The sequence below is a fragment of the Bradyrhizobium sp. USDA 4454 genome (genome assembly GCF_054822705.1).
The window spans coordinates 2,675,278-2,700,022 of sequence record NZ_JBTRCN010000001.1 but is presented as its reverse complement, the minus strand read 5'-3'; the positions used below and the strand labels follow the sequence as shown (position 1 = coordinate 2,700,022).

Genomic DNA, 24,745 nt, shown 5'->3' with positions numbered 1-24,745 from the left:
CCCGCACGCGGCGCTAAAGGCGCCACGCGCCACGCCTCGCGGTTCTAGGGCCGATCGCTGCGCCGATACGGCACGTAGCGCGGGGTCCAGACCTTGGCATGGATGCGCCCCTCAACCTGGTCGATCGGGACATCCTTGGCGAGCCCTTCCTTGTGCGCCTGCAGCGCCACCGCGAGCGCGACGGTCTGCGAGACCTCACGCAGCGCGCTGACCGGCGGCAGCAGGTTGTGCTTCGGGTTATCGCGCGCCGGCGAGACGCTGGCCAGCGCCTTGGCCGCCGCCATGAACATCCCGTCGCTGACCCGGCTGGCGCCGACCGCGAGCGCGCCGACGCCGACGCCCGGGAAGATGTAGGAGTTGTTGGTCTGGTCGACCTTGAAGCGCGCGCCGTCGCGCATGATCGGCGGGAACGGGCTGCCGACGCCGATCAGCGCCCGTCCCTCGGTCCAGGCCTCGATGTCGGAAGGCGTCGCCTCCTCGCGCGAGGTCGGATTCGACAGCGGGAAGATCACCGGCCGCGCGTTGTACTCGGCCATCGCGCGGACGATCGGCTCGGAGAACGCGCCCGCCTGGCCGGAGACGCCGATCAGGACCGTCGGCTTCGCGTTACGCACGACGTCGAGCAGCGCGATCTTGTCGGGATGGCTGAGCTGCCAGCCCGCGATCGCCGGTCTGGCCTGCACGAACGGAAGCTGGAACGGGGCGAGCCCGCTCATGCCTTCGAGCAGCAGCCCGTCGCGGTCGACCATGAAGAAGCGTTTTGCAGCTTCGCTCTCCGACAGGCCGGCATCGACCATCGCGGCGCGGATCAGGCTCGCGATGCCGCAGCCGGCCGAGCCGGCGCCGAGCACGGCGACGCGCTGCTCGGTCAGCGGCACGCCGGTGACGTTGATCGCCGAGAGCAAGGCGCCGGTCGCCACCGCGGCGGTGCCCTGGATGTCGTCGTTGAAGGTCAGCAGCCGGTCGCGGTAGCGCTCCAGCATCCGGGTCGCGTTGTTCTTGGCGAAATCCTCCCACTGTAGCAGCACGCGCGGCCAGCGCTTGATCACCGCCGAGACGAACGCCTCGATGAAGTCGTCATATTGCTGGCCGCGCACGCGCTCGTTGCGCCAGCCGATATAGAGCGGATCGGCGAGGCAGTCCGGATTGTCGGTGCCGACATCGAGCATGATCGGCAGCGTCGTCGCCGGATGCAGGCCGCCGCAGCCGGTATAGAGCGCGAGCTTGCCGATCGGGATGCCCATGCCGCCGGCACCCTGGTCGCCGAGACCCAGGATGCGTTCGCCGTCGGTGACGACGATCGCCTCGACGTGATCGAAGCGCGGATGGGCTAAAATTCGGTCGATCCGGTGCTGGTGCGGAATGCTGAGAAACAGCCCGCGCGGCTTGCGGAACAGCCGGCTGAATTTTTGGCAGCCCTCGCCGACGGTCGGCGTGTAGACGATCGGCAGCAGCTCTTCCAGATTGCTGACCAGGAGCGCGTAGAACAGCGTCTCGTTGGTATCCTGCAATTCGCGCAGAAAGGCATAGCGCTCGATGTCGGTCTCGTAGCCGCGCAACGCCTCGAGGCGGCGCGAGACCTGCTCGTCCAGCGTCAGGATGTTGGGCGGCAGCAGGCCATGCAGGTCGAACGCCTCGCGCTCGGCCTCGGAGAACGCCGTACCCTTGTTCAACTGCGGATCGGCGAGCAGCTCGTAGCCGCTCAGCGCGGTGGTGGCGAAATCTGCAGTGGACTCGGACATGAGAAGGCCTTTCGATACGGAATCCCGGTCGGCGGCACTGTAGCACTCCGACGCCAGCGACCGGAACCAGAACCGCAGGCCGTGAGGCCGCGCCGGTTGCCTCGCAGCCATTGATGACAGTGCGATGAAGCCGGCGCCGATGCCCGGATTGCGTGTATCGGCTGCGCTGCGCCTTTGGATCGTCGCCCAGTAACCGATCACATCATCGCGAGCGCATGATCCATCGCCGTGGCGGAGAGGCGATCAGGGACGGCTGGCAACATTTGGTCGATGTCGATCGTCCATGTCGAAATCGCAACGCAGGCTTGGCAACTTCCGTTCTGGTTCGACGCCACCTGCGCCGATACTGTCCGGCAAAACAACAGGTGAGGAAACACGAATCATGTCGGGAATGCAGTTTGCGACGCCACGTCTGAAATCGATTCAGCGCGTCGCGCTGGTTCTGCTGGTCGTTGCCGGGGTCGTCAACTACATCGATCGCGCGACGCTTGCGGTGGCCAATCCGTTGATCCGCGAGGAACTCGGATTGTCCATTGCGGACATGGGTTATCTGCTCTCCGCGTTCCTGTGGGCCTACGCCTTCTCGCAGCTGCCCACCGGGGCGATGGTCGACCGGCTCGGCCCGCGCCTGCTGCTCACCATGGGCCTCAGCCTGTGGTCGCTGGCGCAGCTCGCCGGCGGCCTGGTGCAGAACTTCGGCCAGTTCTTCGGCGCTCGCGTCCTGCTCGGAATCGGCGAAGCCCCGCAATTTCCGACCGGCGCGCGCGTGGTCCGCGACTGGTTCAACCAGCGCGACCGCGGGCTTGCCACCGGCATTTTCAATTGCGCGTCATCGCTCGGCACCGCGATCGCCGTGCCGCTGCTGACCTACCTGATGCTGAGCTTCGGCTGGCGCGCGATGTTCGTGATCATGGGCGTCGCCGGCCTTGTCGTCGCCGCCTGCTGGTACCTGCTCTATCGCAACCCCGAGCAGGTTGCGCTCACGGCGCAGGAGAATGCGTACCGGACGCAGGGCGATCCGCCCGGCCGGCGCACCAAGGTCACGTTCCGCGACTGGTCGCTTCTGTTCCGCTTCCGCACCACCTGGGGCATGATCTTCGGCTATTTCGGCTGCATCTACCTGACCTGGATCTACACCGCCTGGCTGCCGGGTTATCTTGAGATCGAACGCCATATGAGCGTGAAATACACCGGCTGGGCCGCCGCAGTGCCGTTCGCCTGCGGCGTGGTCGGCGGCGTCATCGGCGGATACATCGCCGATTTCCTGGTGCGGCGCGGCGTCGAGCCGCTGCGGAGCCGGCGCTATCCGGCTGCGATCGCCCTGCTCGGCACCGCCGCCTGCACGGTGGCCGCGGCCTATGTCGAGAGCAACGCGCTGGCGATCGCCTTCATCTCGATCTCGCTGTTCCTGGTCTATGTGACCAGCACCTGCGCCTGGGCCTTGAGCTCGGTCGCGGTCCCGACCAATTGCACCGCTTCGATCGGCTCGGTGCAGAATTTCGGGGGCTATCTGGGCGGCGCGCTGGCGCCGACCGTGACCGGCCTGATCGTGCAGAAGACGGGTTCGTTCGTGCCGGCGCTGGTCGTCGGCGCCTTAATCGGCGTCGTCTCGGCCGGATGCTATCTGTTCATCGTCGACCAGCCGATCACGGCGGCCGACATGGATGCCGCGTCCGACGCGATCGGCTCACTCGGTGTCGGGGCCAATCGGGAGCCGTAATTCCGAGCGCGAGGCAGCGGAGCAATCGTAGGGCGGATGAGCCGACCACGTCCGCCGTAGCTCAACGAGCGAAGGCGGAAAGTGTAATCCGCCATCTCATCCGCAGCACGACGGCGGATTACGCTTCGCTAATCCGCCCTACCATTCACGACAGCGTGGCTTCGACATCACCGCGGCGTGAGGATCGGCGCGTCCACAACATACCTTGGTATGTTGTCGTCATTCCTTGTGATGCTCTGTGCCGACGCGCGTACAGTTGAGCGACAGCTAGCGATTCTTAAACTCGCGACTACTCCGACGGATGCACATGAGTTCCGTGATCGGGATCACTGCTCCGAAGTGCTAATCGCGAGACGATCGCGGATGCAATGCCAACTGGAACGCGGATTCTGCAAGGAATACTCGGATGATCGTCAACATTCAGAAGCTTGACGGCCTGTGGCACCTCATCGTCGGCTCCTGCAAGATCCGAACCCCGTTCCTGGAGACCCAAGACCGCGAGTGGGTGGTCGCGTACGCCCGGCGGGTCTACCCCGGCGCCAAGGTGTTCGAGCGCGACTGACGCTGCTACGTCGGGGGTCTCGGAGCATGCTCCGGGGCTTTTGCTTTTCCAGGAATCGTAGATTCGTAGGGCGGATTAGCGAAGCGTAATCCGCCATCTCGTCCGCAGCGCGACGGCGGATTACGCTACCGCTAATCCGCCCTACCGTTTCAGCGCAGCGCCGACATCACGATCAGGCCGAGGATCAGCGCGGTCGCGGAATATTTCAGCGTGTAATACACGTTCCGGTTCCACTCCTTGACCTTGCGGCTGGCGAGATGGATCTCGTAGAGCTTGCCGAACACCTTGTTCAGCGCGCCGACATGCTCGCCGTCGACATTCTGGGTCGCCGACGCCTTGACGATGTTGTGGCTGACCCAGCGGTTGATCCGGGTCATGAAGCCGTACTTCATCGGACGCTCGACATCGCAGAACAGGATGATGCGGTTGACGTCGGTCTTGTTCTCGGCGCTGTGGATGAAGGTCTCGTCGAACATGAAGGCCTCGCCGTCGCGCCAGACGCATTCGACGCCGTCGACGAGAATGCGGCACTCATTCGAGTTCGGCGTGACGAGGCCGAGGTGATAGCGCAGCGAGCCGGCAAAGGGATCGCGATGCGCCCCGAGCTTGCCGCCGGGCGGCAGCATCGCGAACATCGCGCCGTGCACGTTCGGGATCGAATTCAAGAGCGCCACCGTCTGCGGGCACAGCGTGCGCGCCGACGGCAGAAAATCGTCGTACCATTTCAGGTAGAAGCGCTTCCAGCCGCTCTTGAAGAACGAATAGAAGCCCCAGTCGTTGTTCTTGGCGGCGGCGCGGATGAAGCCCTCGTCGAACAGCCGCGTGGCCTCGTCGCGGATCGTCTGCCAATTGTCGGAGAGCTTCTTGAGCTCGGGAAACTGCTCGACCGGGATCACCGGCGTGTTGGGCACCGCGGAGCCCGCATACATCAGCACATTGTAGGGCGCGAGATAGGTCGAGTGATCGCCGAGCTGGCGGGCGAAGCGGAGCCGCTGCTTGCCGCGGAAGTGGACGTAGAGCGTGGAGGCCACCAGCATGTAAAGAATGACGAGCTGCGGCGCGAAGAGCTGTCTCAACATGATCCGTCTATGATCGCAGCCCGCAGACACCCTTGATGCACCGCCCCGCCGCAGCCTGCCCCGGGTGACGGGTGGCTCAGCCCGGGCGGCAAAGCGCGCCGCCGTCCTGCGAAAATCCCCTTGTTTCGTAGCTACTTGGTACTGCCGCAAGCTCTGCGCGAGCCGAAGCCTGCTGCCGGGCCATCCCGGATAAACCATGTAAGCGTCTGCTCACCAAATGTGAAGCATCGCCTCATTCAACGAAGTGCCGGTGTGGCAACATTTCCACAGGACAATTCGCCATTGACAAACCAATTATATAATAACTAATTCTGCGCTGCCCGCCGAAGATGCGGACATCCACGGGAGGATTGATGAGACATTTGTTGGCGGCCGCCATTCTGGCGGCAATGACGACGACCGCGCACGCCCAGATTTCCGATAACGTCGTGCGCATCGGCGTGCTGACCGATCTGTCGAGCTGGGGCCGCGACAATTCCGGCCCGGGCTCGGTCGAGGCGGCCAAGATGGCGGTGGAGGAATTCGGCCCGACCGTGCTGGGCAAGCCGATCGAGATCATCTCCGCCGACCACCAGATGAAGACCGATGTCGGCGTCCAGATTGTGCGCGGCTGGTTCGACAACAACCAGGTCGACGCCGTCGTCGACATTCCCAACTCCGGCATCGCAATCGCCGTGCACAACATGGTGCGCGAGCGCAACAAGATCGCGCTGTTGTCCGGTCCCGGCGCGAGCTCGCTGACCGACGAGCTGTGCAGCCCGAACACCGTGCACTTCACCTACGACACCTACGCGCTGTCCAAGGTGACGGCGTCGGCGGTGATCGCGGAGGGCGGCAAGTCCTGGTACTTCATCACCGCGGACTATGCCTTCGGCCAGCAGCTCGAGAAAGATGCGACGCGCTTCATCAACGCGATGGACGGCAAGGTGCTCGGCGGCGTCAAGCATCCGAGCAACACCGCCGACTTCTCCTCCTTTGCGTTGCAGGCGCAGAGCTCGAAGGCCGACGTGGTGGCATTCGCCAATGCCGGCCAGGACACCGACAATTCGATCAAGCAGTCCGGCGAGTTCGGCCTCGTGCAGGGCGGCCAGAAGCTGGTCGGCCTCCTGATGTTCGACACCGACGTGCATGCGATCGGCCTCAACGCCGCGCAGGGCACCTACATGACGACGGCCTCGTACTGGAACATGGACGACAAGACGCGCGCCTGGTCGAAGAAATTCTTCGCCCGCACCAACGTGATGCCGACCATGATCCAGACCGGCGTCTACGGCTCGGTGCTGCATTATCTGAAAGCGATCCAGGCCGCCGGCACCGACGATCCGAAGGCGGTGATGGCCAAGATGCGCGAGCTGCCGATCGAGGATACCTTCGTGCATGGCGGCAGGCTGCGCGAGGACGGCCGCGTGATCCGCGACATGTATCTGGCCAAGGTGAAGAAGCCCTCGGAATCCAAGGAGCCGTGGGACTATCTCGACATCATCAAGACGGTGAAGGGCGAGGACGCCTTCCGCCCGGTCTCCGAGTCGAAGTGCCCGCTGCTCAAGAAATAGGATCGATCGCGTGGCCAACGAAGAAACTTATGAATGCGACGCGCTGGTCGTCGGCTCCGGCTGCGCCGGGCTGTCGGCGGCGGTCACCGCCGGTCATCATGGCCTGAAGGTCCTCGTCGTCGAGAAGGAGCCGCGCTTCGGCGGCACCACCGCGCGTTCCGGCGGCTGGCTGTGGATTCCCGGCACCTCGCTGGCCAAGGCCTGGGGCATCGAGGAGAGCCCCGACCAGGCCAGAACCTATCTGCGCCACGAGGCCGGCAACCGCTTCGACGCCGCGCGCGTCGATGCGTTCCTGACCGAAGGGCCGAAGGCGGTCGACTTCTTCACCACCAAGACCGCGGTGCGCTTCGACATGCCGCTGACCTTTCCGGACTATCACGCCGAAGCGCCCGGCGGCGCGCAGGGCGGCCGCTCGATGGTGACGCGGCCGTTCGACGCCCACGAGCTTGGGCCGGCCCTCAAGGATCTCGGCAGCCCCCTGCCCGAGCTCACCGTGTTCGGCATGATGCTCGGCTCCGGCAAGGAGATCGTGCATTTCATGCGCGCGACGCGGTCGCTGACCTCGGCCGCCTATGTCGCCAAGCGGCTGTCGAAGCACGCCATCGACGTGATGCGCAACGGCCGCGGCATGACCTTGACCAACGGCAATGCGCTGGCCGGACGGCTGGCGAAATCCGCCTTCGACCTCAAAATTCCGCTCTGGCTCAATTCGCCGGTGCGCGAATTGATCGTCGAGAACGGCGTGGTGCGCGGCGCGGTGGTCGTGCGCGAAGGCCGCGCCATCCGCGTCAATGCGAAGCGCGGGGTCGTGCTCGCCTGCGGCGGCTTTCCGCACGACGTGGCGCGGCGGCAGAAGATGTTTCCGCATGCGCCCACGGGAAAAGAACACTATTCGCCGGGTCCGACCGGCAACACCGGGGACGGCCTGCGGCTCGCGGAATCCGCCGGCGGCCGCATCGACGACTCGCTGCCGAATGCCGCGGCCTGGGTGCCGGTCTCGGTCACCACGCGCAAGGATGGCTCGAAGGGCGTGATGCCGCATTTCATCGATCGCGCCAAGCCGGGCGTGATCGCCGTCATGGCCGACGGCAGGCGCTTTGCCAATGAAGGCAATTCCTACCACGACTTCGTGCAGGCGATGATCAAGGCGGCGAAGCCCGGCGAGGAGGTCGCGGCGTACCTCGTGTGCGATCATGCGACGCTGCGCAAATACGGCCTCGGCTGCGTGCCGCCGCGCCCGATGCCACTCGGCTATCATCTCAAGACCGGCTACCTGAAACGGGGCGCGACCCTGGCAGAGCTTGCCGCGCAAGCCGGCATCGATGCGAAAGCCCTCGAGGCAACCGTCGCCGAGTTCAACACGACCGCGGCAGAGGGACGCGATCCTGCTTTCGGCAAGGGCTCGCGCGCCTATAACCGCTATCAGGGCGACGCGCTGCAGGGGCCCAATCCCTGCATCGCGCCGATCCAGCACGGGCCGTTCTACGCCATCAAGATGGTGATCGGCGATCTCGGCACCTATGCCGGAATTCGGACCGACGCCAATGCCCGCGCGCTCGACGCCGACGGCCAGCCGATCGAAGGCCTCTATGCCGTCGGCAACGACATGGCGAGCATCATGGGCGGCAACTATCCCGGCGCCGGCATCACGCTCGGCCCGGCTCTGACCTTCGGCTATATCGCGGGCAAGCATATTGCGGGTGCCGCGGCAGAAAGAAGCGCGGCACGAGTCCCGTCATCCTGAGGTGCGAGCCTTGCGGCGCACTTGCGCCGCTGGGCGAGCCTCGAAGGATGAATCGGCCACCAGCCGGGCCGTGCATCCTTCGAGACGCCCGCTTCGCGGGCTCCTCAGGATGACGGGTGGAGACGTGTCGCTCGCAACGACGTCCCGCGCCTGACGTCTCGCAGATGGCATGGTTTCCTGCTAAGTGCGAGCGCACGAACGCGAACAGGGGCACATGACCAGAGAAAGCCGCGGCATACAGTCGATCGAGGTCGGCGGAGAATTGCTTCGCGCGCTCGCCCGCAGCGGTGAGCCGATGATGCTGCGCGATCTCGCGCGCGAGGCCGGCATGCCGCCGGCCAAGGCGCATCCTTATCTCGTCAGCTTCTCCCGGATCGGCCTGATCGAGCAGGACGAGACCACCGGCCGTTACGAGATCGGCGCGTTGGCGCTCGAACTTGGGCTGATCAGCCTGCGCCGTCAGTCCGCCGTGCGCATCGCGACGCCCAGGATCGCCGCGCTCGCCGACAGCATCAATCACGCGGTGTCGCTGTCGGTGTGGGGCACCCACGGTGCGACCGTGGTACGGCTCGAGGAGCCGAGCCATCCCGTGCATATCGCGATGCGCGTCGGCTCGGTGGTGGCGCTATTGGAGACCGCGACCGGCCGAGCCTTCGCCGCCTTCATGCCGCCGAACGCGATCAGGACGGCGCTCGACAGCGGCCTCGATCGCCTCGGCGTTGGCTACAATCCAAAACGCGAGTCGGTCAGCGCAAAGGCAACGGAGATCCTTGCCGAAGTCCGCAGCCGCGGGCTCGCGCGGGCGATCGGCGATCCCTTGCCCGGCGTCAACGCCTTCGCCGCGCCGGTGTTTGATCACGCCGGCCACGTCGCGCTGGTCATCACCGCGATGGGGCCGGAAGGCACCTTCGATGCCGGCTGGGACAGCGCGATCGCGAGTGCGCTACGCAACTGTGCCGGCGATATCTCGCGCCAGTTGGGACATGGCATGTCGCAGGCATCAAGTTGATGAAGGCTGTCCCCTCCGGTCGGGAGAAAGCCTGCTCGTTCCTATGCCGCAGGCGAGTATTGGCTCAACGCTCCCTGAAGGCCTCGGACGTGACCTTGGTGAGCGGCGAGAGCAGATAGCTGATGACGCGGCGGTTGTCGGTCTTGACTTCCGCGGTCAGGGTCATGCCCGGCGTGAGCGGGATGATGGCATCATCGATCTTCATCGCCGTCTCCTCCAGCGCCACCGTGACGAGGAAGACGAAATTCTGCGGCTGCCCGGGCGCGCCCGGTTGGTTTGCCATCGCATTCACGGTGCTGGTCGGATTTGCCTGCTGGCGTCGAGCCGTCTGTTCATCGATCGCATCATTGGCCACGTTGATGACCTTGCCGTGCAGCGAACCGAAGCGGGTGAACGGGAAGGTATCGACCTTGACCACGACGTCCTGGCCGACCTTGACGAACCCGATATCGGTGTTCGAGACGTAGACCTCGGCCTGCAGTTTCCCGCCGTCCGGGACGATGCTGAGGAGCTGCTGGCCGGTGGTGACGACCTGGCCGAGCGTGGTGACGGCAAGCCCCTGTACGGTACCGGAGGTCGGGGCAAGCAGTTTGGTGCGGGCCAGCTTGGTATTGGCCTTGGCATGTTGCTGCACGGCGTCGTCGAGCTTCTTCTCGGCGTCGGCAAGCTTCGTGCTGTTGTCAGCGATGAATGTCGCGAGATCCTTGTCCTTCTCGGCGCCCAGTTCGGCGATCGCGGCCTCGGTCTCGAGCAGCTGGCCCTTGTCGCTGGCAAGCGACGATCGTGACTTGTCCAGCGACTCCAGCGCATCGAACAGGTTGATCTTGGTGCCGACCTCGAGCTTGAGTGATGCCTCGCGCACCGCCACGCGGTCCTGCAGCGTTTTGATCAGCTCGGTCTGATAGGCGATGCTCATGTTCAGACGTTCGCGGGTCGCGTGCTTCTGCGCGATCTGCTTCTCCAGCGTCCCGAGGGTCTCGGCGAGCTGGGACACGTCCGCCGCCAGGACACGCGTCTCACGGCCGCGGAAACCGGGCGGTACATCGTCCTGCCATTCGATCTCGGCAACCGGGAGCAGCGGCTTGAGCGGCCAGGCCTTGGCCTGATCGATCGCCACTTTCCGCCGCGCGACCTCCGCGCGAAGCGCGCTCGCCGCCTCGCTTTGCCGCCTGGCCTCGGCCTCCGCCTCGGCGGCATCAAATGTCATCAACTCCTGTCCGGCCTCGACATGCATTCCGTTGCTCACCGACAGCGAGACCACGGTTCCCGGGTCGAAAGGCTGGATGAACTTGGTTTGGCCGGACGGAACGATCTTGCCGAGCGCCACGGCATGCACGTCCAGCTTGCCGAACACCGACCAGGCAAGCGCCGCTGCCACGAACGCGCAGATCGTGAGCATCAGCGCCACCTTGACCGGCGACGCAGGAGTTTCCAGGATTTCGAGCGCGGACGGCAGGAACTCGCGGTCGGGACCGCGAACGTCCGACTTGAACGGAAAGAGAGCCTGGCGAACCGGCGTGACGTCCTTGCCCATCACTTTGTCCAATCATTCTGCAGCGACCACAGACGCGCGTAGAGGCTGCCGCTGTTTGCAATCAGCTGGTCGTGATTTCCCTGCTCGACGATCTTCCCGTCGGACATGCCGATGATCCGGTTGCATGGCCGTACCGCGGCGAGCCGGTGCGCGATGATGATGACGGTGCGGCCCTTGGTGATGGCGCGCATGTTGTTCTGGATGATGCGTTCGCTCTCGTAATCGAGCGCGCTGGTCGCTTCGTCGAGGATCAGGATCCGCGGGTTGGTCGCAAGCGCGCGGGCGATGGCGATGCGTTGACGCTGCCCGCCCGAAAGGTTGCTGCCGCGCTCCTCGATCATCGTGTCATAGCCCTGCGGTAGCGCCCCGATGAACTCGTCCGCACCGCCCAGACGCGCGACGTGCATCACCTGCGCACGCGTCATGGCGGGGTTGGCCAGCGCGATGTTCTCGTGAATCGTCCGGTTGAACAGCAGGTTTTCCTGGAGCACGACTCCGATCTGCCGGCGCAGCCAGCTCGGGTCGAGTTGCGCCACGTCCACGCCGTCGAGCAGAACCTGCCCACGCTCCGGCAGATAGAGCCGCTGAATCAACTTGGTCAAGGTCGACTTGCCCGAGCCCGATGGCCCGACGATCCCGATCACTTCGCCGGCCTTCAACCGCAACGAGACGTTGCGCAGAACCTCGGGGCGGCCAGGCTGATAGCGGAACGAGACCTCGCGCAACTCGATATCGCCTTTCGGTGGCGGCAAGGTCGGCAGGCTCGCCGGGATCGGCTCGACTGGCGTGTTGAGAATGTCGCCCAGCCGCTCGACCGACACCTGAACCTGCTGCAGATCCTGCCACAGTTGCGACAGACGCAAGATCGGCTGCAGGACCTGGCTCGAGATCATGTTGAAGGCGATCAATTCGCCGACCGTCATCGACCCCGAGATCACCGCCTGCGCGCCGAATAGCAGGATCATCGCCGTGGTGAGCCTGCCGACATACTGGATCAGGTTCTGCCCGACGGAGCCCAGCATCGACGCTTCGAAGGACGTGCGGACATAGGCGGCCAGCCGGTCCTCCCACTCCGCCTGCATGATCGGCTCGACACTGGCCGCCTTGAGCGTCAGTGCGCCGACGATCGACTCGACCAGGAATTGCTGGCTGCGCGCGCCGCGATTGAATTTCTCCCGGATCTTCTCGCGCAGGAACGGGCGGATCAGGCCCGCGATGATGATGTAGAGCGGCAGCGTCGCCAGCACGACGAGCGTCAAGGGCACGGAATAGAGGAACAGGACGCCGACGAAGACAAAGGTGAAGAACAGGTCGAGAAGCGACGTCAGTCCCTGGCCGGTGAGGAAGTTCCTGATGGTCTCGAGCTCGCGCACGCGCGCTATCGTCTGGCCCGTTGCACGGGTCTCGAAATAGGCGATCGGAAGCCGGAACAGATGATGAAACAGCCGCCGCCCGAGCTCGACATCGATGCGGTTGGTGGTATGGCTCAGGGCATAGGTCCGCAGATATTGCAGCGTCGCCTCGAACAGGCCGAGCGACACCATGCCGACGACCAGCACGATCAGCGTCGACATCGCCTTGTGAACGAGCACCTTGTCGACCACGAGCTGGAAGAACAGCGGCGTGATCAGGCCAAATATCTGCACGAAGAACGACGCCAGCAAGACGTGCGAGAGCACGCGCCGGTAACGCCAGATCGACGGCAGGAACCAGCTGAATCCGAACGTCTTCGGATCGACGCCGGCGCCGCCGGCCCGCCGCGTGACCAGCACGATCTCGCCGTTCCATTGCTGGGACAATTGCTCGAGATCGACTTCGGCGGTGGCGCGGCGCACAGGGTCGGCCAGACGGAACTGGCCGGTCTTGGCGCCGGGCGCGAGCACCAGGAAGCCGCCTTCCTTGAGCCCGATAATGGCCGGCAACGGACACCTTGTCAGGCGCTTCGCGGTGGCGTTGGTGATCCAGCGCGCCTTCAACTCCAAACGTTTTGCGGCCGCAACGAGGTCCGCGGATTCGGCCATGCGTCCGGCCAGCCCCAGTTCGTGGCCGAGCTGCCGGGGATCGGCGGCGATGCGGAAATAGCCCGCCACCAGCGCCACGGAATACAGGCCCGTGTCGACCTTTTCGACCGACGCCGGAGCGTCGTCATCGCGGATTGCTGATTGCAACGTCATGACTATCCCTTGCTACAACCGCAATACCGCTTTCAACACCAAGGACCCGTTCGACGCTTGCTCTTGCCGGTTTGCCAATCCTGGCCGGATCGAACTGTCGAACAAATTCCAACCATTCCGGCAGGCAGCGCCGCTTCAGATCGTACCGATCGACGATGGTGCGGCGCCCGGCTTTCCGCAGGCCCTGAAACTGCGACGGCGCTGCCAGCGCCTCGATCGTGAGCTCGGCGAGCCGTTCCGCGTCGAAGAAATTGACCAGCAGTCCGTTCTCGCCGTCGACGATCACCTCCTCCACCGGCGCCGTCTTCGAGGCGATCACCAGCGCGCCGGCGCTCATCGCCTCCAGCATCGACCAGGACAGCACGAACGGATAGGTCAGATAGAGATGCGCGCTCGATATCTGCATCAGCGCGACGAATCTGTCGTACGGGATCGATCCGACGAAATGCACGCGATCGAGCGGCAGCGAATCCCGCACCTCTTCCAGGAAGATGTTCTTCCAGCTGCGGCCGTCCCTCGGCTTCGGTCCATAGGACGCGCCATCGCCTCCCACGATCACCACCTGGGCGTTCTTTCGCTCTGCGAGGATCGCCGGCAGCGATCGCATGAAAATATGATAACCCCGGTAGGGTTCGAGATTGCGATTGACGAAGGTAATGACTTCATCCTTGGCGCCGAGCGTCCGGCCGTTCGGCAGGACGAAGGTCGCCGCCGGATCGGGTGCCACCACGTCGGTGTCGATGCCCTCGTGCAGCACCTGGATCTTGGATTGCAGATGCGAGGGGTATCGCGCCTTTTGCCACTGCGTCGGAGCGACCGCAGCGTCGGCGTCGGTCATCGCGAGCAGGATCGGTGCGTTGTTGAGGCGCGCGGCATAGCGTTCATTGAACGTCAACGTCGCGCGGAACTCGGGATCGAAACCGATATTGGCACCGTCGGCCGAATAGTAGAACTCGGCGTGGACCGCGAGCTTTGCCGACGGCCAGACGTCGCGCACCGCGAGCGCTTCGCCCCACCCGACATGGCCGAAGACGAGATCGGGAACGTACCCCTGATCCCTCAACTTCAGCATTTCGTCGGCGGCATGCCGTCCACGCACCACGTGTTGCGAGAAGGAAGCCGCCAGCGGAGAGGGCTTGCCGATATTTTCTTCATTGAAGCGATAGCGCCGGACCGGCACGATTTCCGGCCTGGTGTTACGGCTATCGCAGAGCGCCAGGACCTCGTCGCCGGACTTTTTCAAGAGCTGCGCGATGTGTCTGAATTGCGCCGGAAAGTTCTGGTGTATGAAAAGAACGCGCATGGCATTTATGTTTATGTTCGGTTTGAAATGACTTCCTAGCGCTGCTTCTCAATAAGCAACGTCCTCGGCCGCCGCGATTTGGCGGTCTCGAACAATGAATAGGTTCGGCTGACATAGTTGGTAACGGACGATACACCCTGCATGTACTCGCGCAGCTGCGGCGTCATGTCCGCCTCGACCAGGCGGACCGGCCGGGTCGGATCCTGGAATTCGAAGCGAACGTAGAACCACGGGTCGCCGCGCTTCAGCACCAGCTCTTTGCTGATATCGTGCCATTCGAACGCCCACATCATCGGACGCGGCCAGATATGAATCGGCAGCCGGCCGCCGATCATCACGCCCGGCAACGGCGTCGAATAGTAGTGATTGAAGGCAGGCAACTGCATCATGTAGGCGAGTTCATCGGCCAGGAAGATGTAGGGGCTCGCAATTTGCAGGATCGGCCGCTTCGGATGCCGCCATTCCTTTGGAGAATTGAGCCGGACAAGTTCCGCGAGCGCCTTCGGCCGGATAGTGGCCATGTCGCCTGCCGTGCTGCGCAGCTTTGGCTCGTTGGTCTTCGGATCAATGTCGATACGGATCTGAATGTCGACCGGGCAATTGACCTGGAATAGCCGTGAGTCGTGATCGATCACGGCGGGGCAGAACGACACGCTCTTGGCGTGCGAGGTGCGCTTCTCTTCCCGGGTGAGCCGGCTCGGCGCCTCCCAGATGAAGGTGGCCTTGGTGGTATCAAGCGTCCAGCCGACCTCGACGGCCCGGCTGAGCGATACCTTCTTCTTCAAAAAATCAAACATCCCCTGAACCTCTGCTGGCCATCATAGATTGCCTGGCCCGGCTTCTGCAATTGACACCCCCACCGCAGCGACCTCCGCAAAAACACGGTGAGAAACACTCCGCGCCCGGCCGCTACGAGAGCGGACGGGCGCTTTCGATCTGAAAACCGGGGGTCTGGGACCATCCAGTTCCGATTGGCGGCCGCGAAAGGGGCCCGGGAGAGAACTCCCGGGCCCCTTCGCGTTAACTGCCAATCGAGAAATTGGCCGCTGTGAGCGTGGCTGCAGTCTGGCCGTTCAGCCACACCGCAGTGTCGCTGTCGACCTGGACGACAAAGTAGGCACCGTTCTGGTAGGAGTGCGACAGCACATCGGCGAACGAACTGAAGCCCGTGCCATTCAGCGCCACGATGTCCGTGGCGGCGTTGAAGTCCTGAACCACCTCGACGCCCGGCACATCGTTGGAGACGAAAATGTTGTTGCCGCCGCCGCCGAAATAGTAGTTCACGCCGGTGCCGCCATCGAAATAGTCGTTGCCGGCGCCGCCGAGCAGAACGTCGACGCCGTCACCGCCAAACATGGTGTCGTCGCCATTGCCGCCGTAGAAATAGTCGTTGCTCTTCGAGCCGTACATGACGTCGTTGCCGTCGTCGCCGTTCTCGACCACCGAGCCCTGGGTGGCGATCAGGACGTCGTTGCCCGTTCCGCCGTAGGCGTTGCTGAGGTCGCCGGCGCTCAGGTAGATCCAGTCGTTGCCGGCATCGCCTTCGAGCAGATCGGTGCCATCATTTCCGACCAGCGTATCGCTGCCGTTCCCGCCATACGCCGTATCGTTGCCGGTGCCGCCATACGCCAAATCGTTGCCGTCGCCGCCGAACAGCAGGTCATCGCCGCCGCCACCGGCAAGGACGTCGTTGCCGACGCCGCCGTAGAGGCCCGGCGCCACGGGGAAGCCGGCGGCCACGATATTGGCGCCGCTGTCATTGCCGTCGCCGCCGTAGATCGTGTCGTTGCCGTTCGAACCATACATTGCGTCACGGCCAGCGCCGCCATCGAGGACGTGGGCCTGCGTGGTCAGACCGCCGCTGTCTTCCTGGATATAGTCGTCGCCGCTGCCGCCATACTCGTATTGCAAAGCGGCGCTATTGCCACCCTGGATGAAATCGTTGCCGTCACCACCGTAGAAATTGCCGTAGGCCGTGCTGGTCCACAGCGCATACAGGTAGTCGTTGCCCTGGCCGCCCTCCCAGTAGTCGAAACCAACGATGCTGCTTCCCAGCGTGTCGTTGCCCTGACCACCGTAGAGTGAATCATAACCTGCGGAATCGCTGACGCTGTTGTCGGTGCTATCGCCGTAAAACACGGGCATAGAATATTCTCCATCAATATGGGCTCTTGGTCGAGCCAGCCAAAAAACCTGAAGGCAGCAGCAGAATCAAATTGGGAGCTGCCCTGACGAACCGACCTCAAGAGGCCGGCTTAAAAACAAGCCGTTAACCTAGCATCCAACTGTTTTGGTATCGGCGCTGGGTACGAGGTTCAATGGAAACGAAAAAACACCTTCCTTAACTTTCAAAGCCGGGTGGAATTGGACGACCGGCATTGGCACCAAGTGCCGAAGTCGCGAACACGTGGGCTCCGGCTAGCCGCAGCCCAGAACGAGTCTTGCCCGCTAACAATAGAGGAAGTCGCCGCCGGTTAATGTGGTCGCGCTCACACTCGGCTCGCCCCACCAGAACGCCATGTCGCTACGCACCATGGAACAACTCCGTCAATATCCGGCTCTTGGTCGAGCCGGCTAAAATGTTCGGCGACGCAGCATCGACGTCGCCCATCAAAATGGCCGCGGAGGCCGGACTTGCAATAGACCGCTACGCTAACACGGTCTCGGCCAAAGACGCTATCGCTCGCAGGTTGCAGGTTCAAGGACATTGCAAAAAGAAACCGGGTTCCAATATCTTGCCCTCTCCTGATATCAGTCTCCGGTTTAATTGATTTTGGATAATCAGATGTCGTTTCCGACTGCCGCGATCTCTTACCTTCCCGAAGCCTACTCGCTTGGCGACAAGCGCATCATGGGACGCCAGGCCGCTGGCGCCGGATTTCTCAGGGCGCTCGCGCGCGAGAAACCGGAACGGCTGTTCTGCTACACGCCAAAGCGGGAATTTGTTGATCAATTCGCGACCGACATCCGGCGTTCCGGATCGGATACCACCACCATCGAATGGCTGCCGCCGCCGGCGCACCGTCGGCTTGGCGAACCGGGGTTGCTGTATCTGCCCGATCCCGGCCTCAGCCAGTATGCCTGGCGACGGGCACGGCATTCGCCCCGCGCCTACAGCCTGTGCGGCATCACGCACACGACGATGACGCATGTCGCGATGGGCATGCTGTCGTCGATGCCCCTCAGTCCGCTCGAGCATTGGGATGCCGTGATCTGCACCTCGCTCGCAGTGCACAAAAGCATCGACCAGTTGCTTTCGGCACAGGCCGCGTTCCTGAAGGCGAGGCTGGGCGCGCGCCGCATGCCGATCCCGCAGCTTCCGGTCATACCGCTCGGAGTGAACTGCGCCGACTTCACGTTTCGCGAAGGCGAAAGGCAGCGCGCCAGGCAGATGCTGGGCATCGACGAGGATGAGATCGTCCTGCTCTACGTCGGACGGTTGTCTTTCCACGCCAAGGCCCACCATGTTCCGATGCTGCTGGCTGCGGAACAGGCAAGCAAGGGACATAAGGTCGTGCTGGTGCTGGCGGGTTGGTTCGGCAAGGACGCTACCGAGCAGCTCTTTGTCCGCGAGTGCTCGGAATTCGGCCCGTCACTGCGACGAATCTTTGTCGACGGACGCAAGCCAAAGGAGCTCAAGGCCGCATGGGCGGCAGGCGATATTTTCACCTCGCTTGCCGACAATTTTCAGGAAACATTCGGGCTTACACCGGTCGAGGCAATGGCCGCGGGGCTGCCGGTCGTGGTGTCGGACTGGAATGGCTACAAGGAGACCATTCGTCACGGCACCGATGGCTTCCGGGTACCGACCTTCACCCTGCCACCCGGTTCGGCCGAATTCCTGGTCGAGAGGGCAGACTTCGGCTTCGACAACTACGATACCTACACCGCACTGACGAGCGCAATGATCGCCGTCGACATCCCTGCCGCCGCAGCCGCCTATGCCGCGCTCTTTGCCAATCCCGATCTGCGGCGACAGATGGGCGCAGCGGGACAGAAGCGCGCACGCGATCATTATGACTGGTCGCAAATCATGAAGCTGTATCGCCAGCTGTGGACCGAACTCGCCGATCGCAGGCGAAGCAAAGTCGAAGGCACGGTCCCAGCCGGAACGGTTCGTCCGGACCGGCTCAATCCGTACACCATGTTCAACGGCTATCCGACGCGAACGCTCGAGGGCGCATGTGTGTTCGCGCTCGGCGATGGCGTGGACCCCAAGGAAGTGCAACGCAGGCTGTCAGCCGAAAGTATCGGTCGTGCCGCACAGACGCTGACCAGGCCGCAGGCCGTGGACGGCATCGTCAACGCATTTGAAGAGCATGGTCCGTCGTTGTCGATGTCGGAGCTGGTTAAACACACACCCGACATACCCCGCGATGTCGTGGACAGAACCGTGATGATTCTCGCCAAGTGTGGCGTTCTCAGGCTCTTGCCCAAACCGCACGCGACGCCTTCCGCGAGCAAACTGTAATCCGGCAACGGGCTGCGGCTGCCCGCTCGCGGCTTCACCGCACCGGCCCGCGGGAACGGGATCAAAAATGAGAAGGCCGCCTCAACCGGCGGCCTTCTTTGGTGCGTATTGCAGTCAATACCGGAGATCAGGGCCCGGTCTCAATTCTCAACTGAACTTGAACATGCTCGCATCGAGCTGTGCCGGCGCGACGCCGATCAACCAGACCGCACTGCCGGCGGCGTCGGTGATGATCGTGGTGTTGATCCCGGCGTTGTAGAACTCGGCAGCCTGAACATCAGCAAACGAATGCAGCGATGTCCCTGCAAAGTTCACGAAGTCATTCACGCCGCCCGTATTGAAGTCCTGGACGACCATGACCTCTTGGCTGGTGTCGTTGATGTTGAACGTATCAGCGCCGCCACCACCCCAGGCATAGTCAACGCCGCCGCCGCCGGTGATCTGGTCGGCCCCGGTGCCCATCAGGAACACGTCGACGCCGCTGCCGCCGGTCACCGTATCGCCGCCGTTCGAGCCATAGACGTAGTTCTGGCCCGAACCGCCGTAGATGACGTTGCCGTCGGTCTCGCCCGACGAGATGAAGATGTTCAGGCCCGAGCCGCCATACATGGTGTCGACGCCGGCGCCGCCGTAGAAGTAGTTGGTGCCTTGCCCGCCATAGAGATAGTCGGTACCGGCTTCGCCGTACATCACGTTGACGTCGCTACCGGACGTGCCTCCCGAACCGATCAGGGTGTCAGTGCCGTTTCCGCCAAACAGATAGTTGAAACCGGATCCGCCATATTCCACATCGTTGCCGTCCTCTCCCAGCAGCACGTCGAGACCGGTGCCGCCGATCAGGACGTCGTTGCCGGCCCCGGCATAGATGTAGTCGTTGCCGTCGCCGGCATCGCCATAGTCGTCGCCGTTGCCGAGCACGAGAACGTCCGCTCCGGCGCCACCGGTCGCGGTATCATTGCCGTCACCGCCGTAAAGGGAGTTGTTGCCGGCATTGCCCGTCAGGACGTTGTTCAGGGCGTTGCCGGTGCCGAAGAGATTGCCCGAACCGTCCAGAATCAGATTCTCGACGTTGGGGGTCAGGCTGTAGTTGATGGTGGTGTGGACAGTGTCGGTGCCTTCACCGGTGTTTTCGACCACGATGTCGCCGGGATTGTCGACGTAGAAGGTGTCATTGCCGAGCCCGCCGACCATCGTGTCGGCGCCAGCCCCGCCGTCCAGCGTGTTGTTGCCCGAGCCGCCATACAGGGCGTTTGCCAATGCATTGCCGGTGCCCGAAACATTGGCGGTCGTCGCGATCGCGAGGTTTTCGACGTTGGCAGCGAGCGTGTAGTTGAAGTTACCGATAATCACCGCCGTGTCGGTACCCTCGCCGACATTCTCGGTGATCGTGTCGCCCGCATTGTCGAGAATGTAGGTATCATTCCCGGTACCGCCGACGAGCGAATCTGCACCGCCGAAACCGTCGAGCAGATTGTCGCCGCCGTCACCGATCAAGGTATCGTTGAAACTCGACCCTCTCAGTCCTTCGATCGAGGTGTAGGTGTCCCCAGCAGCCTCGCCCGTGTTCGAGGCGGGGGTCGCGAGGCTGACGAGCAAGCCGGCGGTGGCGTTGACGTATTCCGCAACGTCGTTGCCGGCTCCGCCGTCGAGCGCGTCGGCACCGGCGCCACCGCGCAGGGTGTTATCGCCGCCGTCTCCGGTCAGCGTGTCGTTGAAGGCTGAGCCGATGATGCCTTCGATCGAGGTATAGCTATCACCCGCGGCGTCGCCGGTGTTGACGCCCGGAGTTGCGAGGCTTGCGACCACTGCCGTCGCAGCGTTGCCGTAGTCTGCAAAGTCAAAGCCCGCGCCGCCGTCGAGCGAATCTGCGCCGGCTTGGCCGCGCAGGTTATTGTTCCCTCCATCGCCGATAAGGGTATCGTTGAAGGCACCTCCCTGGATGCCTTCAATTGAGGTGAGCGTGTCGCCGAGAGCTTCGCCGGTGTTCAGCGCGTTGTTTGCGAGATCGACGAGCACGCCGGTGGTCGCGTTGCCGTAGTCGGCATAGTCGTAGCCCGCTCCGCCGTCGAGGGAGTCCGCGCCAAGGCCGCCGCGCAGGAAATTGGTGTTGGCATCGCCGATCAGCGTATCGTTGAATGCGCTGCCTCTGATTGCTTCGATCGAGATGTAGACGTCCCCGGCGGCTTCTCCGGTATTTTGCGACGAGTCTGCCAGATCGGCTTTGACCCCGGTCGCGGCGTTGATGTAATCGGCGTAGTCAAAGCCGGCCCCGCCGTCCAGCGTGTCGCCGCCAGGGCCACCTTGCAGGAGGTTGATTCCGGAATCACCGATCAGATGGTCGGCGAAGTCGCTGCCGCGCAATCCTTCGATCGAGATATAGGTGTCGCCGGCAGCTTCGCCCGTATTCTGGGTCGGGTCCGCCAGGTCTGCCGTGATGCCGCTTGTCGCATCGGAATAGGACGCAAAGTCGAAACCGCCGCCGCCGTTGAGCACGTCAGCGCCCAGGCCACCACGCAACGTATTGCTGTTGGCGTCGCCGATCAGGGTATCGTTGAAGGCCGAGCCTCTGATCTTGGAGATGTTGGAGTAAGTATCGCCGGCTGCTTCGCCGGTGTTCTGGGTGGGATCGGCGAGATCGACGACAATTCCGGTGCTACCGCCGGTACTGGCTGCGTTGACGTAGTCGGCGTAGTCGTTGGCCGAGCCGCCGACAATCGAGTCGGCTCCCAATCCGCCCTGCAGGAAAACGCCGTTGCCATTGCCGATCAAGGTGTCGTTGAAGTTGCTGCCGATCAGGCCTTCGATCGAGGTGTAGGTGTCGCCGGTCGCAATGCCCGTGTTGACACTCGGATCTGCCAAGCTTGCCTTAAGACCCGAGGTCGCGTCGATGTAGGATGCAAAGTCTTGCCCGGTGCCGCCATCCAGGGAGTCGGCGCCATCGCCACCGATCAGCGTGTCATTACCGGCAAGTCCCTGCAGCGTGTCATTCGTGTTCGAGCCGTTGGGTGTTCCGGTTACGGTGTCGTTGCCTGGCGTGCCTGTAAATGTGGCCATTATAATCCCCTTGCGTGGTCAAAAAGTTGTTGTGCAATGCGAGTAGTCAGCGGAATACGGATGTCGGCAGGAGAAGACCGGCGCGAATCGCCGATCGGCTAAACAGAGCCGTGAGAGCAAAAAAAGACGGTCGCGCAGCAGCAAAAAGCTGCTGGCTCAGTTAGTGCGTTGAGTTGATCAGGTGACGAAAATCCAATCGGGGCTCGTTCAGCCGGCTCGAATCGGCAATGAGATCCCCCTCCCCTTTCCAATAATTAGCAAAATAATAAATATGGAAACAATTTAAGCGAGAGGATTTACGGGAGTCAACGGTCGTCTGCACGACGATTGTGCAGACGCTGCGGCGCACTCGCAACCGCAACATGCTTCCAGGGCCTGGCACGACAACAGTATTGCGTTCGGCTTGACGACGATAGGTCGCAGACGCCTTGGCGGGGATCTCAGGCGTCGGCGCTTGCCGGAACCGAAAATCACTGGAAACTGCGCGTTCGATTGCAAGGTGGAGGATCAAGCGATGGGAAGCGTATGGCGAAACCCCGTACTGATCGCGAGCGTGCAGCCCAATCCTCCTGTCAACGGTACCGATAACGGGTCCAATAATCTCGATACACCCGTGCTGGCCGCCATCGGCAACGACCAGATGGCGATGGTTTACATGCAAGGTGGCTATGCCAACTTCCCTGACCTCAGCTACCGATCCATCGTTCTGCAACGGGTCGACCCGCTCGGCAATACGTTTGGGGCCCCGATCACGATCGCCAGCAGTTCTTACAGTCCGACCTTGATCGGCTCGGTCGTTTCGTCGCCCGGCGTGACCGCGCTCTCCAATGGATCGGTCGCCGTTTCCTACACTTACGGATCCTACAACACGGGCACACTGCGGACCGACGTGTTCGCGAAGATTGTCGCGCCAGACGGCACCGTCGGGGCGGAAATCAAGCTCAACACCACCGCGGGCAACGAAACCAACGCAACGATCGCGCCGGTGGCCGGCGGCGGATTTCTCGCCGCATGGCAGGACAATATTTTCTCCGGATTCGGCACTGTCGGCGGCGACGGCTCCGGCTCGGGCATCAGCGCACAGTTGTTTGATGCCGCCGGCAATAAGGTCGGCAGCCAGTTCACCGTCAACACGACGACCGCCGGAAGTCAGACCAACCCTTCGGCGACGACGCTCAGCAATGGCAACATCCTGGTCAGCTGGATCAGCGGCGCCAATGTCGAAGCGCAGATCTACACCTCGGCCGGCGTCGCGGTTGGATCGGAGAAGACCTTGTCGACCGCGCCCGGGCCCAGCGCCTCGGTTGGCTACGACAAGGTGGTCGCGCTGTCCGGCGGCGGCTTCGCGCTGGTGCGGGACTACACGAACTCGATCATCGCCGCCCTCAACCCCGTGATCGACGTGCAGATATTTGACGCGACGGGAACGGCGGTCGCGCCGGCCCTGCAGATCGACGGTGTCGGCACCGGCTATTTCATCAATTCGATTGACGCAGCCGCAGCGAGCGATGGCGGCGTGACGGTGACCTACAGCGCCACCGATGCGATCGTCGGCGTCACTGCGGTCAGCCGCTACCACATCGCAGGCAACGGATCGCTTGGTGACGCCAGCACCGTGACGACCGCCTCGAACAGCACGTCCGCAATCGGCGCGGCCGCGATCGCCATGTATGGCGACGGACGCGAGCAGATAGTCTGGGAGCAGCACCAGCCCGGCTTTGCCGACACCTTGCAGGAATCGATCTACGACGACCGCAACACCACGACGTTCTACGCCAGCGCCGCGCAGCCGACCGTGGTCGGCGGCATCTCGAACGACCTGATCTACGGCCACGCCGGCGCGGACACGCTGTATGGCTACAGCGGCAACGATATCCTTGTCGGCCAGAGTGGTGACGACATCGGCTATGGCGGCGACGGCAATGATTATTTCTATGCCGGCGCCGGAAACGACACGCTGTTCGGCGACGCCGGGCTCGACGTGCTGCTTGGCGAGGACGGCAACGACGTGCTCTACGGCGGCACCGGCTTCAACTATCTCTATGGCGGCAACGGCAACGATATTCTGAACGGCTCGGGCGGCGCGGCTCCCAGCGACGTCAACGTGATGTACGGCGACGCTGGTGCCGATCTGATGTATGGCGGCACCGGCACCAACTATTTCTACGGCGGCGTCGGCGTCGACACCATGGTCGGCGGATCCGGTCTCAACATCTTCATCTCATCGGGCGAGAGCGACGGCAATCTCATCTATGGCGGCTCCGGCCAGAACTATGTCTATGGCTCGAACGGCGGCGACACCGTCACCGGCGGCACCGGCGTCGATGTCTTCCTGATGGGCTCGGGCAACGACAGTATCACGGGCGGCGGCGGCGTTGATTACGCCTGGGGCGGCGGCGGCAGCGACACCTTCACCCTCAACGACACCACATCCGAGGTGATGGTGATCCAGGACTTCAATGCCGGCGGCGTCAACGACTTCGTCAGTTTCGCCGGGACGTCGCTGCATTCCTTCGCCGACGTCCAGGCGGCGTCGTTCTACGTGGCCGGCACCAACACGACCATCATCACCGACGCCGCGGGCAATGCGGTCTGGCTGACCGGCGTCGCACCGGGACAACTGGATGCCAGCATGTTCAAGTTCAGCTGAACGCGGGGCCAGACCGGGCATCTGCAGCAGCCTGGCCTGTTCCGCGCGGGAACCGCGAGCAAATGTTGCTGCTCGTTGCTGCGCCTTGTGGATACCCTCGCACGACGTCGGCACCGACGGTGTTAACGCGGCCTCGAATCCCTCGACCGT

Annotated in this window: 15 protein-coding genes; 7 read left to right on the top strand and 8 right to left on the bottom strand. The window is 63.3% G+C overall.

Annotation, left to right across the window (positions count from 1 at the left end; genetic code table 11):
- Positions 1 to 44: 44 nt before the first annotated feature.
- Entirely contained in the window at positions 45 to 1,742 is a 1,698-nt protein-coding gene (locus tag ACVIW0_RS12275; protein WP_461352570.1) for an NAD-dependent malic enzyme, read from the bottom strand.
- A gap of 382 nt (positions 1,743 to 2,124) precedes the next feature.
- Here ACVIW0_RS12275 and ACVIW0_RS12270 point away from each other — a divergent pair, with 382 nt between their 5' ends.
- Positions 2,125 to 3,462, top strand: a complete 1,338-nt coding sequence (locus tag ACVIW0_RS12270) for an MFS transporter (protein WP_461352569.1) — start codon at positions 2,125 to 2,127, stop codon at positions 3,460 to 3,462.
- Positions 3,463 to 3,868: 406 nt separating this feature from the next.
- A complete protein-coding gene (locus ACVIW0_RS12265) occupies positions 3,869 to 4,024 on the top strand; it encodes a hypothetical protein (RefSeq protein ID WP_167350189.1) in 156 nt (51 codons plus the stop codon).
- A 149-nt stretch (positions 4,025 to 4,173) separates the two neighbouring features.
- On the opposite strand, the gene ACVIW0_RS12260 is transcribed toward ACVIW0_RS12265, so the two are convergent.
- Positions 4,174 to 5,103 carry an aspartyl/asparaginyl beta-hydroxylase domain-containing protein gene (locus ACVIW0_RS12260; RefSeq protein WP_461352568.1) on the bottom strand — a complete coding sequence of 310 codons (930 nt, stop codon included), beginning with the start codon at positions 5,101 to 5,103 and terminating at the stop codon, positions 4,174 to 4,176.
- Between the two features lie 353 nt (positions 5,104 to 5,456).
- On the opposite strand from ACVIW0_RS12260, the gene ACVIW0_RS12255 reads away from it, so the two are divergent.
- The 3 genes from ACVIW0_RS12255 (at position 5,457) to ACVIW0_RS12245 (ending at position 9,409) form a co-directional block, all read left to right on the top strand.
- Positions 5,457 to 6,656 (top strand): ABC transporter substrate-binding protein, encoded by a 1,200-nt coding sequence (locus tag ACVIW0_RS12255; protein ID WP_461352567.1) that lies wholly within the window; start codon positions 5,457 to 5,459, stop codon positions 6,654 to 6,656.
- 10 nt (positions 6,657 to 6,666) lie between these two features.
- A complete protein-coding gene (locus ACVIW0_RS12250; protein ID WP_461352566.1) occupies positions 6,667 to 8,400 on the top strand; it encodes an FAD-dependent oxidoreductase in 1,734 nt (577 codons plus the stop codon).
- A 214-nt stretch (positions 8,401 to 8,614) separates the two neighbouring features.
- On the top strand, positions 8,615 to 9,409 hold the full coding sequence (locus ACVIW0_RS12245; protein ID WP_461352565.1) for an IclR family transcriptional regulator: 795 nt from the start codon (positions 8,615 to 8,617) through the stop codon (positions 9,407 to 9,409).
- Between the two features lie 64 nt (positions 9,410 to 9,473).
- Here ACVIW0_RS12245 and ACVIW0_RS12240 read toward each other — a convergent pair whose 3' ends face one another.
- The 5 genes from ACVIW0_RS12240 to ACVIW0_RS12220 all read right to left on the bottom strand — a co-directional run bounded on the left by ACVIW0_RS12240 (position 9,474) and on the right by ACVIW0_RS12220 (position 16,565).
- The gene (locus ACVIW0_RS12240; RefSeq protein WP_461352564.1) at positions 9,474 to 10,943 is read right to left on the bottom strand and encodes an HlyD family type I secretion periplasmic adaptor subunit; all 1,470 of its coding nucleotides are present in this window, start codon (positions 10,941 to 10,943) and stop codon (positions 9,474 to 9,476) included.
- Complete coding sequence (locus ACVIW0_RS12235; protein WP_461352563.1) at positions 10,943 to 13,117, bottom strand: type I secretion system permease/ATPase; 2,175 nt, start codon at positions 13,115 to 13,117, stop codon at positions 10,943 to 10,945. Before ACVIW0_RS12235 ends, ACVIW0_RS12240 begins: the two co-directional genes overlap by 1 nt.
- Positions 13,089 to 14,420, bottom strand: a complete 1,332-nt coding sequence (locus ACVIW0_RS12230; RefSeq protein WP_461352562.1) for a glycosyltransferase — start codon at positions 14,418 to 14,420, stop codon at positions 13,089 to 13,091. The genes ACVIW0_RS12235 and ACVIW0_RS12230 overlap by 29 nt, the downstream gene beginning before the upstream one ends.
- Before the next feature lie 35 nt (positions 14,421 to 14,455).
- On the bottom strand, positions 14,456 to 15,217 hold the full coding sequence (locus tag ACVIW0_RS12225; RefSeq protein WP_461352561.1) for a hypothetical protein: 762 nt from the start codon (positions 15,215 to 15,217) through the stop codon (positions 14,456 to 14,458).
- Between the two features lie 223 nt (positions 15,218 to 15,440).
- Positions 15,441 to 16,565 (bottom strand): calcium-binding protein, encoded by a 1,125-nt coding sequence (locus ACVIW0_RS12220; RefSeq protein ID WP_461352560.1) that lies wholly within the window; start codon positions 16,563 to 16,565, stop codon positions 15,441 to 15,443.
- A gap of 640 nt (positions 16,566 to 17,205) precedes the next feature.
- Between ACVIW0_RS12220 and ACVIW0_RS12215 the strand changes: the two genes are divergently transcribed.
- Positions 17,206 to 18,891, top strand: coding sequence for a glycosyltransferase family 4 protein (locus ACVIW0_RS12215; RefSeq protein ID WP_461352559.1), 1,686 nt, complete (start codon positions 17,206 to 17,208; stop codon positions 18,889 to 18,891).
- A gap of 147 nt (positions 18,892 to 19,038) precedes the next feature.
- Here ACVIW0_RS12215 and ACVIW0_RS12210 read toward each other — a convergent pair whose 3' ends face one another.
- Entirely contained in the window at positions 19,039 to 21,945 is a 2,907-nt protein-coding gene (locus ACVIW0_RS12210; RefSeq protein ID WP_461352558.1) for a beta strand repeat-containing protein, read from the bottom strand.
- A gap of 514 nt (positions 21,946 to 22,459) precedes the next feature.
- On the opposite strand from ACVIW0_RS12210, the gene ACVIW0_RS12205 reads away from it, so the two are divergent.
- A complete protein-coding gene (locus ACVIW0_RS12205) occupies positions 22,460 to 24,595 on the top strand; it encodes a calcium-binding protein (protein ID WP_461352557.1) in 2,136 nt (711 codons plus the stop codon).
- Positions 24,596 to 24,745: the final 150 nt, after the last annotated feature.